Source organism: Lachnotalea sp. AF33-28 (genome assembly GCF_003477885.1).
Classification (GTDB): Bacteria; Bacillota; Clostridia; order Lachnospirales; family Lachnospiraceae; genus AF33-28.
Genome location: NZ_QUEE01000026.1, coordinates 1 through 16,140 on the forward strand (window position 1 = coordinate 1; position 16,140 = coordinate 16,140).

General features: G+C 52.8%; 13 protein-coding genes, 2 tRNA genes, 1 pseudogene and 1 other annotated feature. Of the genes and pseudogenes, 14 read left to right on the plus strand and 2 right to left on the minus strand.

Going from position 1 to position 16,140, the window contains the following annotated elements:
• Positions 1 to 173: 173 nt before the first annotated feature.
• Positions 174 to 245 (plus strand) — tRNA-Glu (locus DWZ56_RS22055).
• A 78-nt stretch (positions 246 to 323) separates the two neighbouring features.
• Positions 324 to 395, plus strand: a tRNA-Cys gene (locus DWZ56_RS22060).
• A gap of 49 nt (positions 396 to 444) precedes the next feature.
• Here the strand turns inward: DWZ56_RS22060 and DWZ56_RS23690 are convergent.
• Positions 445 to 657 (minus strand): annotated as a pseudogene (locus tag DWZ56_RS23690) (LysR family transcriptional regulator); the annotation flags it as partial.
• 71 nt (positions 658 to 728) lie between these two features.
• Here DWZ56_RS23690 and DWZ56_RS23550 point away from each other — a divergent pair.
• Both DWZ56_RS23550 and DWZ56_RS23555 read left to right on the plus strand, forming a co-directional pair.
• Positions 729 to 848, plus strand: a complete 120-nt coding sequence (locus DWZ56_RS23550) for a DUF5348 domain-containing protein (protein WP_330424947.1) — start codon at positions 729 to 731, stop codon at positions 846 to 848.
• 9 nt (positions 849 to 857) lie between these two features.
• Positions 858 to 953, plus strand: a complete 96-nt coding sequence (locus DWZ56_RS23555; protein ID WP_442911457.1) for a DUF5348 domain-containing protein — start codon at positions 858 to 860, stop codon at positions 951 to 953.
• Here DWZ56_RS23555 and DWZ56_RS23885 read toward each other — a convergent pair.
• A complete protein-coding gene (locus tag DWZ56_RS23885) occupies positions 943 to 1,227 on the minus strand; it encodes a DUF4143 domain-containing protein (RefSeq protein ID WP_330424948.1) in 285 nt (94 codons plus the stop codon). The two genes, DWZ56_RS23555 and DWZ56_RS23885, sit on opposite strands and share 11 nt — an antisense overlap.
• Before the next feature lie 547 nt (positions 1,228 to 1,774).
• Here DWZ56_RS23885 and DWZ56_RS23390 point away from each other — a divergent pair.
• The 10 genes from DWZ56_RS23390 (at position 1,775) to DWZ56_RS22125 (ending at position 16,121) form a co-directional block, all read left to right on the plus strand.
• Positions 1,775 to 4,900: a hypothetical protein gene (locus DWZ56_RS23390; RefSeq protein WP_118558790.1), complete on the plus strand. Its 3,126-nt coding sequence runs from the start codon at positions 1,775 to 1,777 to the stop codon at positions 4,898 to 4,900.
• A 118-nt stretch (positions 4,901 to 5,018) separates the two neighbouring features.
• A complete protein-coding gene (locus tag DWZ56_RS22085) occupies positions 5,019 to 6,278 on the plus strand; it encodes an MGH1-like glycoside hydrolase domain-containing protein (RefSeq protein WP_118558791.1) in 1,260 nt (419 codons plus the stop codon).
• 419 nt (positions 6,279 to 6,697) lie between these two features.
• Positions 6,698 to 7,720: a LacI family DNA-binding transcriptional regulator gene (locus DWZ56_RS22090; protein WP_158584694.1), complete on the plus strand. Its 1,023-nt coding sequence runs from the start codon at positions 6,698 to 6,700 to the stop codon at positions 7,718 to 7,720.
• 71 nt (positions 7,721 to 7,791) lie between these two features.
• Complete coding sequence (locus tag DWZ56_RS22095) at positions 7,792 to 9,447, plus strand: GH39 family glycosyl hydrolase (protein ID WP_158584695.1); 1,656 nt, start codon at positions 7,792 to 7,794, stop codon at positions 9,445 to 9,447.
• A gap of 15 nt (positions 9,448 to 9,462) precedes the next feature.
• Positions 9,463 to 10,143, plus strand: a complete 681-nt coding sequence (locus DWZ56_RS22100) for an aspartate/glutamate racemase family protein (protein ID WP_118558794.1) — start codon at positions 9,463 to 9,465, stop codon at positions 10,141 to 10,143.
• A gap of 19 nt (positions 10,144 to 10,162) precedes the next feature.
• Positions 10,163 to 11,002 carry a transketolase gene (locus DWZ56_RS22105; RefSeq protein ID WP_118558795.1) on the plus strand — a complete coding sequence of 280 codons (840 nt, stop codon included), beginning with the start codon at positions 10,163 to 10,165 and terminating at the stop codon, positions 11,000 to 11,002.
• Positions 10,999 to 11,934, plus strand: coding sequence for a transketolase family protein (locus DWZ56_RS22110; protein WP_118558796.1), 936 nt, complete (start codon positions 10,999 to 11,001; stop codon positions 11,932 to 11,934). Before DWZ56_RS22105 ends, DWZ56_RS22110 begins: the two co-directional genes overlap by 4 nt.
• A 1-nt stretch (position 11,935) precedes the next feature.
• Positions 11,936 to 12,817 (plus strand): 2-hydroxy-3-oxopropionate reductase, encoded by an 882-nt coding sequence (gene garR / locus DWZ56_RS22115; RefSeq protein ID WP_118558797.1) that lies wholly within the window; start codon positions 11,936 to 11,938, stop codon positions 12,815 to 12,817.
• Positions 12,818 to 12,857: 40 nt separating this feature from the next.
• Entirely contained in the window at positions 12,858 to 13,670 is an 813-nt protein-coding gene (locus tag DWZ56_RS22120; RefSeq protein WP_118558798.1) for a sugar phosphate isomerase/epimerase family protein, read from the plus strand.
• Positions 13,671 to 13,736: 66 nt separating this feature from the next.
• Positions 13,737 to 13,989 (plus strand) — a binding site (T-box leader).
• Positions 13,990 to 14,126: 137 nt separating this feature from the next.
• Positions 14,127 to 16,121 carry a 2-isopropylmalate synthase gene (locus DWZ56_RS22125; protein ID WP_118558799.1) on the plus strand — a complete coding sequence of 665 codons (1,995 nt, stop codon included), beginning with the start codon at positions 14,127 to 14,129 and terminating at the stop codon, positions 16,119 to 16,121.
• The last annotated feature ends 19 nt before the right edge of the window (positions 16,122 to 16,140 follow it).

Consider the following 16,140-nt stretch of genomic DNA (forward strand, 5'->3'; position numbering starts at 1 on the left):
GATTAAAATCCACTTTGCCCCCTTCAAAGTGGAAATAAACTTTTCACTTCAGTGCTTGAAAAAAGGATTGAAAAAAGTTAAATTGGGGCTTGCAAATAAGCGTAGAATATGATATCATAATATCCGGTCGCTATTTGGCAGTGAGGTTAAAGGCAAGCTGTAATAGCAAATAGGGCTCCATGGTCAAGCGGTTAAGACATCGCCCTTTCACGGCGGTAACGGGGGTTCGATTCCCCCTGGAGTCATCGGAAAAGTTTTAGGTATAAAAACCGAGCTGTATGGCATAATGTTAGATAAAGCCATAGAGCAGTATAATTAAATATGGCGACGTAGCCAAGTGGTAAGGCAATGGTCTGCAACACCAGTATCCACCGGTTCAAATCCGGTCGTCGCCTCTCTAAGAACCTTGAAAATACTGATTTTTCAAGGTTCTTTTCTTGTCATAAAGTGTGCTGCTGGAAGAAACGGATTACAGTGAGAAAGCCATGTTTTGGAATCGCAGACACCTACCAGAAAATCAAAGTTAATACCAAGCTTAGAGATAACAGATAAAATACCGGTATGGTCATCCTCGAAGAAAACAAGATGAAGCTTATAGTCTGGAAATTTACTGCTGGCCCGATACCACAGATCCATAAATGGCTTTGCGGGATTTAAGAACTTGCATAATCGTTCACCTCAAAATCATTCTATCGTTCTGGTTTGGATATAACAAGGAGGTTCAGGCGATGAAACAGGGGACATTGTTTTATGACAAGGAAAGTGGCAGGTGCGATTTTTGTTATGAGTGCGATGGAGAGACTGTAAATTATGGCGGGATTCATTGCGGGGAGGTATTTGAGTTCTGACTGAATGATGTGTGGATTCCGGCTAGGGTTGAGATGGCGGGTGAGTGGTATCTGGTAGGACTGCCGGGGTTGATAAGTTGGTTCATGGATTCATTCATAAGTTAGTCTTCTTCACTTCAATCAGATAGCGGATACGAGTTTTCAAGGTCTGGGCTACAAAATCAATCTCTCCGCCCTTGTAGGTGGCGAAGTCAGGCGTTTCAAAAGCAATCTCGGCAGGGAAGTCCTGACGTTTCTTTAGATTGATATAAACAAAGTTTTCATTCAAGGTACCGGAAAGCGTTGCCGCATCGGTTCCCGTCAAGGTCAGATAGTAGTTTGCAAGTCCGAGATCCATAAAGTAGCATCGGCTTGCCGGCTTGAAATCCAGGATATCCATTTCCGTAATCTTTGCACAGAAACCGATGATACCGGAAAAATACAGCCAGCTGATGGCCCGATTGCAGACTGCTTTGGATTAATCAAGACACCCTGAGCCTTTTCAAAGCTGCGTGTCTCCAGATAGGTCTCTACTACTTTCGGATATCCGCCAACTTGGCAGTAGATGTCGTAAGTTTCCTTCAGGAGAGTGTAAATATTGCCTGAATCAGGGGTGTCCAATGACAGAGCCTGATATTTTTCATATAAAGCAGAATCGTAGGCAAGCAGGAACTCCTCAAAGGACAGGGTATAAATGGGAATTGCCGTGACATCACCACTGGAATCGCGGAAGTCCGATTCATAGATCTTTCCAAGATAACTTCCGGTAATGATAAAGTGGGATTTAACAGCAAGAGCAGTGTGATAATGCTCGCCCAGTCCCTTTTCAGTCAGGATATCTATTGTTCAAGACCTGATAGCACTTGGTTAAAGCGGTTTAGCCAAATGAAATCATGTACAAAAAGGCACAGATATAGTATCCTGTAATCAGTAAGAGGGAGGTCACAATGAAGCTTGAGGAATTACAAAAACAGTTTGAATGCCCGGATGCAAAACAAAGGGCAATGCCGTTCTGGGCCTGGAACGGAGATTTGAAGGAAGAGGAACTGCTGCGCCAGATAGATATTATGAAAGAAATGGGGTTCGGCGGATTTTTCATGCATTCGCGCACCGGGCTTGAGACGGAGTATTTAGGTGAAGAGTGGTTCCGGTTAATTAACCGATGTGCAGAATACGGAAAGGAGCGGGGCCTCATGCCGTGGCTTTACGATGAGGACCGCTGGCCTTCCGGGTCTGCGGGCGGGATGGTCACACAGGAGGAGAAATACCGCTCCTGGTACATGGTAATGCATACCGTAACGGCCGGAGAATATATAGGGCGGGCGGATGAGACATGCGCGGGCGGCGAAATAAAGCTTCTGACCTATGCGTGCAGACTTGAAGGAACGGCCTATACGGACGGAAGAGAGCTGGCGGAGGGCGAGCTGCCTTCGGACGGGGAAACGGTTCTCATTTTTACGGCAAAACATCCCGAGTGCAGCGATAATTACAACGGATACACATATCTGGATACGATGAACCGTGAGGCGGTGGAATCCTATATCAGAACCACACATGAAGCATACCGGAAGCATTGCGGGGAAAAATTTGGAGCATCAATATACGGTATTTTTACCGACGAACCGCACAGGGGCGCACTCTTCACATTCTTTTCGGATGGGAAGGAAAACGCCGCTCCGTATACGCCCGGATTGTTTGACAAATTCAGGAAGAGGTTCGGTTACGATCTGAAATGCAGGCTGCCGGAGCTGTTCCTGCGAAAGGACAAGAGAGCGCTTTCCAAAACGGCATGGGATTACATAGAGCTCTGCCAGGAACTGTTTCTGGAGAATTTTGCAAAACCGCTGTATGATTGGTGCAGCGAAAACCATCTGGAATTCACCGGACACGTGCTCCATGAGGACTGCCTGTGTGCGCAGACAGTCATGCAGGGATCTCTGATGCGGTTTTACGAGTATATGCACAGGCCGGGCGTGGATGTCTTAGGATCCGGCAACAGGTGTTACTGGATTGCAAAACAGATCGAATCGGTGGCCAGACAGCAGGATAAGAAATGGATGCTCTCGGAGCTGAACGGATGCACGGGATGGCAGACATCCCTGAACACCTATAAAAATATAGGGGACTGGCAGCGCCTTTTCGGAGTGAACTTCCGCTGCCCGCATCTTTCCTGGTATACCATGAAGGGGGAAGCAAAGAGAGACTATCCGGCCAGCATTCTCCACCAGTCGGCCTGGTACCGGGAGTATGAAGCGCTGGAGACGTATTTTGCCAGAATCGGCGTGCTGATGGATGAGGGGGAGCCGGAATGTGAGCTGCTGGTGGTCAGCCCTATCGAGAGCGTGTGGGCCAGAGCGTACAGCGGCGCGTTTTATGGGCTGTCCGCTCGGGATCCGGAAATACAGAGGCTGGAAGAGCAATATGCAAAGGTATTTCACAGCCTGGCCGGCCACAGGATCGATTTCGATTACGGGGATGAAGATCACATCGCCCGGTTCGGACGGGTTGAAAGAGGATGCCTGTATATCGGAAAGCAGGCATATAAAAAGGTGCTGGTGGCCGGATGCGATACGGTCCGAAACACGACGCTTTCCCTGCTTTGTGAGTTTGCCGGCCAGGGTGGCAGCGTTGTCTTTGCGGGCAGGGTACCGGAGTATGTGGATGCCGAACCTTCCGACAAAGCCGTGAAATTTGCGGAATCAGGCCGCCCCTGCCGCATCGCGCTGGAACCCGGCGCCATTGCCGCGGCCTGCAGGAGCGGACGGGAGATAGGGGTTACCGGGGAGGGCAGCGGGGAGATATTCGTTCAAACAAGGCGGTTGGACGGTGCACACAGAAGCGTCATGCTGTTAAACACAGACCGGGACCGCCCGAGACCGGGTCTGACGATCGATCTTGGACAGGGTACGGCTGTAACGAGATGGGATCCGATGACCGGAGAGCGCAGGGCAGAGCACGCCGTAACGGCTGGCGGAAGGTGCCTGCTCAAAACATCGTTCGCTCCGGGGGAATCGAGACTGTATGTGCTGAGAACGGGATGCAGTTCTGAACCGGAGCCGGGGACAGGGATGGAAAACGGGCAGTCTCCGGCCGCAGAGAAGAGAGAGCGCCTGAATACCGTTTATCCGGAGAAATGGAAATACCGCCTGGAGGAGCCGAACGTCTGCGTATTGGACAGGGCCCGGGTAGAGCTGCCCGACGGAACGGTGATTCCGGAGCAGGAGATCCTTAAGGCTGACCGGGCACTCAGGGAGCACTTCAACATATCGGCAAGAGGCGGGGAGATGCTTCAGCCATGGTATGCGAGGAAGTATCGCTCCGACACGGACAAACCTGTCTGCAAGGCTGTGCAGAGGTTCTGCTTTACGGTTGAGACCGTGCCGCAGGATGATATCGAGCTGGTGCTGGAGGATCTGGAGCATACGGGTTCGGTTAGGGTGAACGGGGAGGAGCTTTTAAGAGAGTCCCGCGGCAAATGGATCGACATCTGTTTCGACCGCCTGACCGTGAGCCGGAAGCTGTTGAAATACGGCGAAAATCAGGTGGAGATCACCGTCAGCTATCATAGCACCAGTGGGTTGGAAGCCGTCTATCTGCTGGGAAGCTTTGGTGTCACTGCGGAGCGGGAGAGCGAAAGGATGTATCCTGTGCTCACTGCGCTTCCCGAGAGCATCCGGCTGGGGGACATCACAGAGCAGGGGTTGCTCTTTTACTCGGGAAAGCTGGTATACCTCATGGACATTCCCGCGGACTGGGCCGGCAGGAGAGTGGCCGCCGCGGTTCCGGGATTTGCCGGCTCCTGCGTGGGGCTGCGCTGCGGTTCGGCGGAAAAGCTGATCTGTTTTCCTCCGTATGAGGCAGAGATCACCGAATTAATCGCAAATGGAGGGAAGCTTGAGATTGAGACGGTGCTCACCAGGAGAAATACATTCGGACCGCTTCATATGCTGCCTGCGCTGGTGGACGGCTATGGGCCCGGCAGCTTTGTGACGGAAGGCTCTATGTGGAGCGAGGCGTTTGTGACACTGCCGCAGGGTCTGTTTACGGCGCCGGAATTTTATTGTATAATCTGAACGGATATACGGTTGCTGTTCTTGGCTGCCGATAAAGCCGTTAACAGTTGAAAACCGCGCTGCGGCCTGTTATAATCGACTCATCAAGCCAATATTCCGAGAGGAGAGACAGAAAAAAATGGATCGCTATAGTTCGGAACTGAAAGAGTTTATTTTAAAAAACTGCGGGGGTATGACGCGGGAGGCGCAGGGGCTGCTGAAGTACCCCTATGTGGTCCCCAGTGAGCCCACCTGCCCCTTTTATTCCAAAGCGCTGTGGGACTGGGATTCCTGGCTGGTGAGCATCGCGTTGGGCCAGGTGGAACAGGAGACAGGGGAACAGGGCAGATATCTCATCTATGAACAGGGCTGCATACGCAATTTCCTGGACCATATGAAGGACGGCATCATGCCGATCTGCATCACAAGCGAGGAAATCATGGAGCGCAGGCTGCCCGGCCGCGGCCCTTACGATGACAATATGCATAAGCCGGTGCTGGCGATGCATGCGGCGTCCATCGTACAGAGAAACCGCGGGGACGTATCGTGGGTGAAGCCCTTGCTGCCGCAGCTGGAAGAATTTTTAAACCGCTACCGCGAAAACCATATGCATGCGTCCACCGGCCTGGCCTACTGGCAGGATGATTTTGCAGTGGGCGTGGACAACGACCCGTCCGTCTATTACCGGCCGGAGAAGAGCTGTGCGTCAATCTATCTGAACAGCCTGCTGTACCGGGAGATGCTGGCTCTGGGGTATCTGCTGGAGCTGTCTGGAGATATGGATCATGCGAACCGCTGGAGAAACTACGCTTCGGATCTCGCTGACGCGGTGAACACGCATTGCTGGGATGAGCGGGACGGCACCTATTACAGTGTGGATCTCTGCTTAAGGCCCATAGATCCCTCGGACTGGCTGCATCAGGGGGCTCCCCGGACCTGGGACGGTATTCTGCTGCGCGTGGACAGCTGGAGCAGTTTCCTGCCGATGTGGGCGGGCATAGCATCCGCAGAACAGGCGGGAAGGATGCTTCTGCGATACAGGGATGACCGCACATTCCATTGCCGATACGGCATCCGCACGCTGTCCAGGCTGGAGAAGATGTATGACTTAAGGGCCAGCAACAATCCGTCCAACTGGCTGGGACCGGTATGGGGAATCAGCAACTTCATGGTATTTTCCGGGCTGCACCGCTATGGATTTGAAGAGGATGCGCGGGAGCTGTGTGAAAGGACGGTGGAGCTGTTCGGACGGGATCTGGAGAAAAACGGGTGTCTGCATGAGTATTATCATCCGGATACCGGAGAACCCATCGTGACCTGCGGGTTTGAAAACTGGAATTTCCTTGTGCTCAATATGATTGCCTATCTGGAAGGGGATAAATTTATAGATACTTTTTGAGGCGCCTTTTGGGGGCCGCCGCTTTACCGGCTGATCAACCGGCAGGGCGGCGGCCCCCTTTTGTTAGAGCGTGTTTTGAAATTCATTTCCACAATGTGTGACGCACATCTTACGGAAAGCAATTTTCAGACACGACACGCTCTATTGTATAAAAAGTGGATTGACAATATTCAAGACCTTTGCTATACTTTTGTTAAAAATGACTATACAAATCCATATAATAAAGGCTGAAATTATGCGGAATTACTACTGCAAACAGTAAAAATGCACAAATCTTACCAATAGAAATCTCGTTTTGGGTTAAACCAAATGCGGAAACTATAAAAAATGCACAACGGCTTTTTTGAGAACACTATGGACAAAATGCACAAAAGGCGGTATTTGCGCCTGTCCGATAGAGAAAGCAGGTGGATATGACAATGAATCAGGATAACAGAGAGCTGGCCGATCTGATGAGAAAAGAATTCGCCGGGCTCCAGACGGACCGGCTGATCAAAATCGAGTCGGAGCGAAGGCTGGAGCAGCGGTTCTGTGCCGGCCGGCAGCGCATCAGGGAGGTGATCGGCCAGCTGGTTTCGGAAGGGCTGCTGATCAAGTATGAGGGAAAGGGCACCTATATCGCCCCGATTGTGAAAAACAAATATATGAATCTGATCTGTTCGCCGGATATTAAATTCAGCGATCCGTTTTATAACCGGCTTTTGATGGAGCTGACCAATTATGCCGCTAAAAACAGCGTCAACATGATTCCGCTCACACTTGAGACACTGAAAAACGGGGATATGATATCGCCGGTCCTGATGATCGGGAAGTTTGAGGAACCGGATCTGGAGAAAATCAAAGACGCATATCCAAGGATTATATCTTTTGAAAATTATCCGAATCAGGATGAATTTGCCCAGATCTATTTTGACCATTTCCGGATCGGGCTGAATGCGGCTAAGGTGCTGGATTCATACGGACATAAAAGGGTGATACATATTACCGGACCGGACAAATACGCATCGGCGCTCTACCGCAAGAACGGTTTTATCAGAAGCGCCAGAAAGAACGGGATGGAGCTCACAGTGCTGGAAAGCAAGATGAATTTCATGGGGGGCTATGAACTGGCCGAACAGGTGGAACGGTTAGCCAGGGCTGAGGGCTATACCGCCGTATTTGCGGCTAACGACTGGATGGCCATAGGCCTGATCCAGGCGATGAAAGCTCACGGTGTTGAAGTGCCTGATCAGATATCGGTCCTAAGCGTGGACAATATCCCGCTTGCCGGGCAGTTTTCGCCGGCGCTCACAACCTACTGCCTGGATGCCAATATGATGATCGCCGAGTGCTTTTCGCTCATGGACCGGGCGGCTCAGAGCCCGGCGGAGGAAGGTTTTCACAAGAGGGTGATCCTGCAGCCGGCGCTGATTGCCAGAGATACGCTTAGGCGGCTGGAGTAGTCTGTAAAAGGGCCATGTATCCATCGGGAAAAGTCCCGGACTGAAAGAATAAAATGACGGAGGAAAATGAAATGAGCAAAACAGTGAATGTGAAGGTAAACGCGGCGACTGCGGGAGGCGTACAGGAACACCTCTGGCGCTACATCGGCTACGATGAGTGCAACTACAGCTATACGCCGGAGGGAAAGGAGCTGCTCGCAAAATTCGGAGCCTTAAAAGACGCGCCCTATTATGTCCGGACGCATTTCATGTTCTGCACGGGCAATTGCCATGGAACCTATAAATTCGGTTCCACCAACATATACTGGGAGGATGAAAACGGCAGGCCGGTCTATGATTTTACCTATTATGACAGGATCCTGGACGCCATTTTAGACAGCGGCAACAAGCCTTTTATAGAACTGGGCTTTATGCCCAAAGACCTGGCGGATACCAACTATCTCAAACCGGTGAAGGGCAACTGGGACAGCTATAACCAGTATAAGGATACGGGCTGGACGTGCCCGCCCAAGGATTATGACAAGTGGCATGAGTTTATCAAAACGGTGGCGGAGCACCTGACCGAAAGATATGGGGAAGAGGAAATCGCGGCGTGGTATTTTGAGCTCTGGAACGAGCCGGATATCTTCTATTGGAACGGAACCGCGGCGGAGTACTGCCGGCTCTATGACTATACCGAACATGCGCTGCACGGCGCTGCAAAGAGAGCACGGCTGTCCGGCCCGGCCGTGACCGGCATATTTGAAGGCGGGCATGCCCAGAAGTTCATGCGGTTTTTCCTGGACCACTGCCGCAGAGGAGCGAATTACTGCACGCAGGAAAAGGGAACCCGGCTTGACTTTATCACGTTTCACGCCAAGGGCGGGGGATTCCCCTTCCAGATGCATGCGCCAAAGGAGAACCCTTCCGTGGAAAGCCTGATCCATCAGGTGAAGCTGGGGCTTGATATCATTAAGGAATACGGATATCAGGATCGGGAAGTGGTGCTGTCCGAGGCGGACCCTGACGGATGGGCGGCAGGCGGCGTGTACGATAACGCCAATATGATCTTCCGCAATACGGAATATTACGCCTCCTATGTAGCGTCGTCCTATGCAGAGATCGACCGGTTAAGCGCCGAATACGGCATGAAGGTGCGCCCTCTGGCATGGGCCTTTCTGTTCCCGGGAGAGAGGTGCTTTGAGGGCACCAGGACATTTACCACCCAGGGCATCGATAAAGCGGTGTTTAACCTCTTCAAGATCTATGGGATGCTCGGGAATGAGAAATTAGGTTTTGAGTGTGATAAAGCGAAGCGGCCGGATCCGCAGAAAGTTCAGAAAACGTCCAGATATACCGGAGAAGGCGAAGAGACTTGGGTGACGGGATTTGCGGTAAGAGGAAATGGCGGCGAGATACAGACTGTCATCGCCAGCCACCACAATGACCGGGACCACAGGGAGATAAACAGGATAACGCTTGAAGTGGACGGCCTTAAAGACGGGGAATATGCGGTGGAGCACTACCGCATCGATGTAGAGCACTCCAATCCCTATGCGGAATGGGTGAGACAGGGGTGCCCGCTGTTTCCGGAAGGGGAACAGTACGAGGCTATCAAGAAGCGGGACGGGCTGGAGAAACTGTGTCCCGACAGCGTGATGCAGGCCGCAGACGGGCGGGCAGCGCTGGAATTTGATATGCCCGCCCATGGCGTATCCTGCCTGGTGTTCAGGCGCAATGACAATTAGAAGGGAGAAAACATCATGAAACAGAATCTGTCTGAAAAAACACTGGGAATCATCCACGCATCCCATATAACGATCAAGGCAATGGAGCCCTACATAGAGAGGTATATCCCGGAGGTTCAGATCATGCATCTGTGTGACGATACCATACAGAGGGACAACATCCGGGCAGGTGCGGGAGTTATACCCAAGGTCAACTATTACAAATTCGCACAGTATGCCCATAACCTGGAGGAGGCCGGTGCGGATCTGATCCTGCTGGCATGCTCCACCTTCAACTACGCGGCCGAACTGGGCCGTCCTCTTGTGGACACCCCCATCGCCCAGATCGACCGGCCAATGATGGAGCTGGCCGTGAAAAACGGCAGGAAGATCGGGCTTCTCGCCACGCTGGCCACAACGGTGCCGTCCTCGGAGCGGCTGCTGGATATCGCGGCCGCAGAAGCCAAAGCCAGCATTGAGAGAAAGACGGTACTGTGTCCGGAAGCTTTTGAAGCGTATTCGAGAGGCGACATCGCGCGGCACAATGAGATCCTGGTGGATGCGGTGGATAAGCTCTCAAAAAAGGTGGACTGTATCGTAATGGCCCAGCTGTCCATGTCGGCGCTGGCGCCTGATCTGAAGGACACGGCGGTTCCCGTATATAACAGCGGAGAGACCGGATTTCAGAGAGTGCGGCAGATGCTGGAGCAGATGTGACTCGGAAGGGCGGAAAGAAATGCTGGAAGAGAAGATGCGGCAGGAATTAAATGAAAGAGCGCGTGCGATCAGGGAGAATGTGGTCAGGATGATCGGCGTTGGAAAAGCGGGCCATATTGGCGGCTCCTGCTCCATGGCGGAAATCACGGCGGTTCTGTATTTCTATAAAATGAGGCATGACCCCAAAAATCCGCGGATGAGGGACAGGGACAGATTTATTTTAAGCAAAGGGCATGCGGCGCTCGTGCAGTATGCGGCGCTGATGGAATGCGGCTATTTTGATAAGGAGTCCAGTATCCGTACGCTGAAGTGCCTCGGCAGCAGTTTGCAGGGGCATCCGGATATGAGAAAGCTGCCTGGCATTGAAGCCAACACGGGATCCTTAGGACAGGGGGTATCTCTGGCTTCGGGCATGGCGGCCGGACTGCGGCTTAACGGGATTGATGCCAAAGTGTATGTGGCGGTCGGGGACGGTGAACTGGCGGAAGGCCAGATCTGGGAAGCCCTGTTGTCAGCCGCCAAGTTCAGGCTGGATAATCTGCGGGTGATCATAGATCGCAACGGCCTGCAGGCCACCGGAAGAACCGAGGAGAGATTTCCGATCGGTTCCATAGAGGAGAAGCTTAGGGCATTTGGCCTGGAGACGATAACTGCGGACGGACATGACGTGGGCGCTCTGGCAGCCGCATTTGACCGGGCGGATGAGATAAAAGGCAAACCAACAGCCATTGTAGCCGATACGGTAAAAGGCAAAGGGATCCCATTTGCCGAAGGAGAGGCGGGATATCACAACAAAGCGCTGACGCAGGAACAGTATGAAGAAGCTCTGTCAGCTCTCAAAAAGGGGGGAATCGCATGAACATCCATAATCAGAGAAGCGAATACGGGAAGGCCCTTGTGGAGCTGGGGGAAGAGAATCCGGACATCGTGGTGCTGGAGGCGGATCTGGGAAGGTCTACCATGAGCTGTATGTTTGAAGAAAGATTTCCCGGCCGGTATTTTGAGATGGGAATTGCGGAGCAGAATATGACCAGCTTTGCCGGTGGCCTGGCACTGACCGGAAAAATTGCATTCACCAATACCTTTGCGGTATTTGCGGCCGGAAGAGCTTATGATCAGATCCGCCAGAGCATAGCCACGGCTGAGCTGAATGTGAAGATTGCAGGCAGCAGCAGCGGCCTGTCAGACTTCGGAGACGGGGCTACGCATCAGGCTGTGGACGATGTGGCGCTCATGAGTGCTGTGCCCAATATGACGGTATTTACTCCCTGCGACGGCCCGGAGGTGAGGATGGCAGTGCGGGCGGCTGCCGCCGTGGAAGGGCCCTGCTATATCAGGCTTAGCAGAAACGATGTGGCGGATGTGTTTCCTGCCGGCGCTCAGTACAGGATCGGGGAACCGGTAGTGCTTCGCGAGGGGGAGGACGTGGCGGTATTCACCCATGGTATACTGGCGCAAGAGGCGTTAAAGGCGGCATTGGAGGCCGGGCGCGAGGGCATCAGCGTGAGTGTGATCCATGTCCCCACGGTAAAGCCGCTGAATGAAAATGCGGTGAAAGCCCTGGTAAGCGGGAAAAAGGGTGTGGTCGTGTGCGAGGAATGCAGCATCCGCGGCGGACTCGGCATGCTGGTATCTTATATCCTTAGAGGATCCGCACTGCCTGTGGAATGCGTGGCGGTGATGGATGTATTCGGCCAGTCCGCAGGCTCCCACGAAGAGCTGCTGGCCTGTTACGGCTTGGACAGCGCCGGAATATTGAAAAAAATTATGAAAATAATGCAGGAGGCGTGAAATGATCGGATTTATAGGACTTGGAATCATGGGAAAGCCCATGGCAAAGAATCTGCTGAAAGCAGGTTTTTCCCTGAACATATATGATATCAATGAGACGGCGGCAGAGGAGGTGGCACAGGCGGGCGGAAAGCGCTGCAGCTCCCCCAGGGAGGCTGCCGAAAACAGCGGTATGATCCTCACGATGCTGCCCAATTCCCCCCAGGTGAAGGAAGTGCTTATGGGGAAGAACGGCGTGCTGGAGGGCATGAAACCCGGCAGTATCGTCGTGGATATGAGCTCCATCGATCCCGGCGTATCTGTGGAGCTGGAAAAGGCGGTGTCCGCTGCGGGCGGAGAGATGATAGACGCGCCTGTGAGCGGAGGGGAACCCAAGGCAAAGGATGCCACGCTTTCCTTTATGTGCGGTGGGAAAGAAGAGGTATTTGCACAGGTGAAGCCGGTGCTGGAAAAGATGGGCGCCTCGGTGGTGCTGACCGGGCCCATCGGCAGCGGCAATATGACCAAGCTGGCGAATCAGATCATTGTGGCGGTAAACATCGCAGCCCTCTCGGAGGCGCTCGTGCTGGCGGCCAAGTCCGGAGTGAATCCTGAAAATGTATACAACGCCATAAAGGGAGGGCTTGCCGGGAGCACAGTTATGAACGCAAAGGCTCCCATGATGCTGGACCGCTGCTTTGATCCGGGTTTCCGCATTGAGCTTCATATAAAAGATCTGAAAAATGCGGTAAACGCCTCACAGGCGGTGGATATGGAACTGCCTCTGACCCAGGCTGTTCTGGGAATGATGAATCATCTGAAAGACGAGGGGCTGGAAAAATGCGACCACAGCGCCATTCTCCGCTATTATGAGGAAAAGGAACAGGTGGAAGTAAAGCGGTGAGAGGATGGGCTGGCAGAGCTGAAGCCGGAAAGGATGTAGAATGGAACTGGGATGCTGTATCAATATGCTGGGAAATGCTGCCGATCCCACCGGCAGCAGATATATCCCTCTTATAAAGGAGGCCGGATATGATTATGCCGAGCTTCCTCTGGCGCAGGTGATGGAGCTGGATGAAGAAAAGTTTCAGGAATTGCGGGTACTTCTTAAGCGAGCGGCGCTGCCGTGCAGATGCTGCAATAATTTCTATCCGGCATCCGTCCGGCTGACCGGAGAAAAAGTATCGTCAGAGAAGGCGGAGGAGTATACCAAGAGGGCGGTAAAACGGGCGGAGCTGCTGGGAAGCCGGTTTATAGTCTTTGGCAGCAGCGGCGCAAAAAATGTGCCCGCAGGGTTCCCGGAGGACCGCGCGTTTGAACAGATTGTAAGCGCCCTCCGGATGGCGGCGCGCTATGCTGGGCCCGCGGGAATCCGCATTGCCATTGAGCCCCTGAACCGGAAGGAAAGCAATATCATATGCAGCCTGGCGGAAGGGCGCAGGCTCATGGATGCGGTTGGCAGCCCCCAGGTGGGGCTTCTTGTGGACTTCTACCATTTTGCTGTGGAGAAGGACAGCTATGCCTCTCTGGAAGAGAATGGCGGAAAGATCATCCATGTGCATTTTGCCAGCCCAGAAGGCCGGAGTTTTCCTGCGGAAAACATACCGGAATACGAACGGTTCTTCAAGCTGCTGAAGCTTAACGGGTATGACGGCGGGGTAAGCATTGAAGCCTTTACGGAACGGCCCCGGCAGGACCTCATAAAGGGCGGGAATATTGTCCGGTCCTATTTTAGACAGACAAAAAAGATCAATTAAATAGATTAAATACACACCTTGCGCGGCCCGCAAAACTGTGTTACAATTTACAAAACAGAATAAAGCGGAAAAGCGAAGATGAGGAAAAGTAACCGTATTTCGGGGAAGCAGAGAACTGCCGGTTGGTGCGAGGCAGTCGGGAGAAAGCGGTGAACTGGCCTCGGAGCTGCCGGCTGAAGGCTGCGGGGCGCGCGGTTGTGTAGGTTCGGACGGATATCCCGCCGTAGGAAGGGGAAGGGACATGACAGTGTCTTAGAGTGCACGGCATCGCGCCGTGAAATAGAGTGGTACCGCGTAAGCTTAAATTTACGTCTCTATAAAAGTGTTTATACCTGATAACATTTTTATGGGGATTTTTTTAGTTCTGTTGAAAACGTGCCCATTTGCCGTGAGATGGGTAAATTCGTAACAGGCCAGGGAAGCAGCGCGCCGCACCGGCGCAGAAAAGAGGAGAATATGAAAGCAGAAGGAAAATATGGAAGATCTTATTTTATGCCTCCGGAGGCAACCTATGACTGGGTGAAGAAGGAGAAAATCGAGAAAGCGCCGATCTGGTGCAGCGTGGACTTAAGGGACGGAAACCAGGCGCTGGTGGAGCCCATGGGGCTGGATGAAAAGCTGGAATTTTTTAAGATGCTGGTGGAAATCGGCTTTAAGGAAATCGAAGTGGGATTTCCCGCGGCATCGGATACCGAGTATAATTTCATGCGGGCGCTGATCGAGCAGAACATGATCCCGGAGGATGTGACGGTCCAGGTGCTGACCCAGGCCAGGGAACATATCATAAGAAAGACCTTTGAGGCTGTAAAGGGCGCTCCCCACGCCATCGTACATCTCTATAATTCCACCTCCGTCGCGCAGCGGGAGCAGGTATTCCGTAAGAGCAAAGAAGAGGTGAAAAAGCTGGCTGTGGACGGTGCTAAGCTGTTAAAGAGCCTGGCGGAGGAGACAGAGGGCAATTTCACATTCGAGTACAGCCCGGAGAGCTTTCCGGGCACGGAAGTGGACTATGCCGTCGAGGTATGCAACGCCGTGCTGGATGTGTGGCAGCCGGACGTTGAGCATAAAGCCGTCATCAACATACCCACAACGGTCCAGGTGGCAATGCCCCATGTGTTCGCCACACAGGTGGAGTATATCCATAAGCACCTGAAGTACAGGGATGCGGTTGTGCTGAGCGTCCATCCCCATAATGACAGGGGCTGCGGCATCAGCGATGCGGAATTCGGCGTGCTGGCCGGAGCGGACCGCATCGAGGGGACTCTGTTCGGTAACGGGGAGAGGACCGGTAATGTGGATATCGTGACGCTGGCGATGAATATGTTCTGCCACGGTGTGGACCCCGAACTGGATTTCACCAATATTGCCAAGATCCGGGAGACCTATGAGCTGCTGACCGGCATGAAGGTGTATGAGAGGACGCCCTATGCGGGAGACCTGGTGTTCACCGCATTTTCCGGCTCCCATCAGGATGCGATTTCCAAGGGCATGGCCTGGTGGGAAGAGGGAAAGAGCGACGGCCGCTGGACGGTCCCTTATCTGCCCATCGATCCCAGGGACGTGGGCCGGGAGTACGAATCCGACGTCATCCGCATCAACAGCCAGTCCGGCAAGGGCGGCGTTGCCTTTATACTGAAACAGAATTTTGGCATCTCCATGCCGGATAAGATGAAAGAAGAGGTGGGCTATCTGATCAAAGGGGTATCCGATCAGCGCCATCAGGAGCTGGTTCCCAAGGATATCTACCGCATCTTCGAGGAGCATTATATCAACCAGACCGATATCTTTAATGTGGCGGAAGTCCATTTCAAACAGAATAATGGTATCACCGCGGAGGTGACCATAGAGCAGGACAAAGAGAGACGCGTGATTGAGACCTCCGGGAACGGCCGTCTGGATGCGGTCAGCAACGCGGTTAAAATGTATTTCGGCATCAGCTACGAGCTGACCGAGTATGAGGAGCATGCGATTTCCAGAGGTTCGTCCTCTAAAGCCGCCGCTTATGTGGGCATTGTATGCCGCGGAAAGATGTACTGGGGTGTGGGCATCGATGAGGATATCATCAAGAGCTCCATCGCGGCGCTGGTATCCGCTGTCAATAAGCTGGCCAAAAGCGAGAATGTGAAGGAGGGCAGGGAGGAGAGGATTGTGGATATCATGAACTACATCCAGAAGCACTATTACGATGTGACGCTGGATGTGCTGGCGGAGCAGTTTAACCTCTCCAAGCCGTATCTGTCCAGATATATAAAGGCGAAGTCCGGCATGACCTTCCAGGATGCAGTAAAAAAGGCGCGGATGAAAAAGGCCAGAACACTGCTCAAGGAATCCGGACAGACGGTGGAGTCCGTTGCGGAGAGCGTGGGCTATGATAATGTAGAACACTTCATACGCCTGTTTAAGAAGGCCTATGGGATGACGCCGGTTCAGTTTCGGAGTCAGAATAAATAAGGAACGGAGTATAGGAATA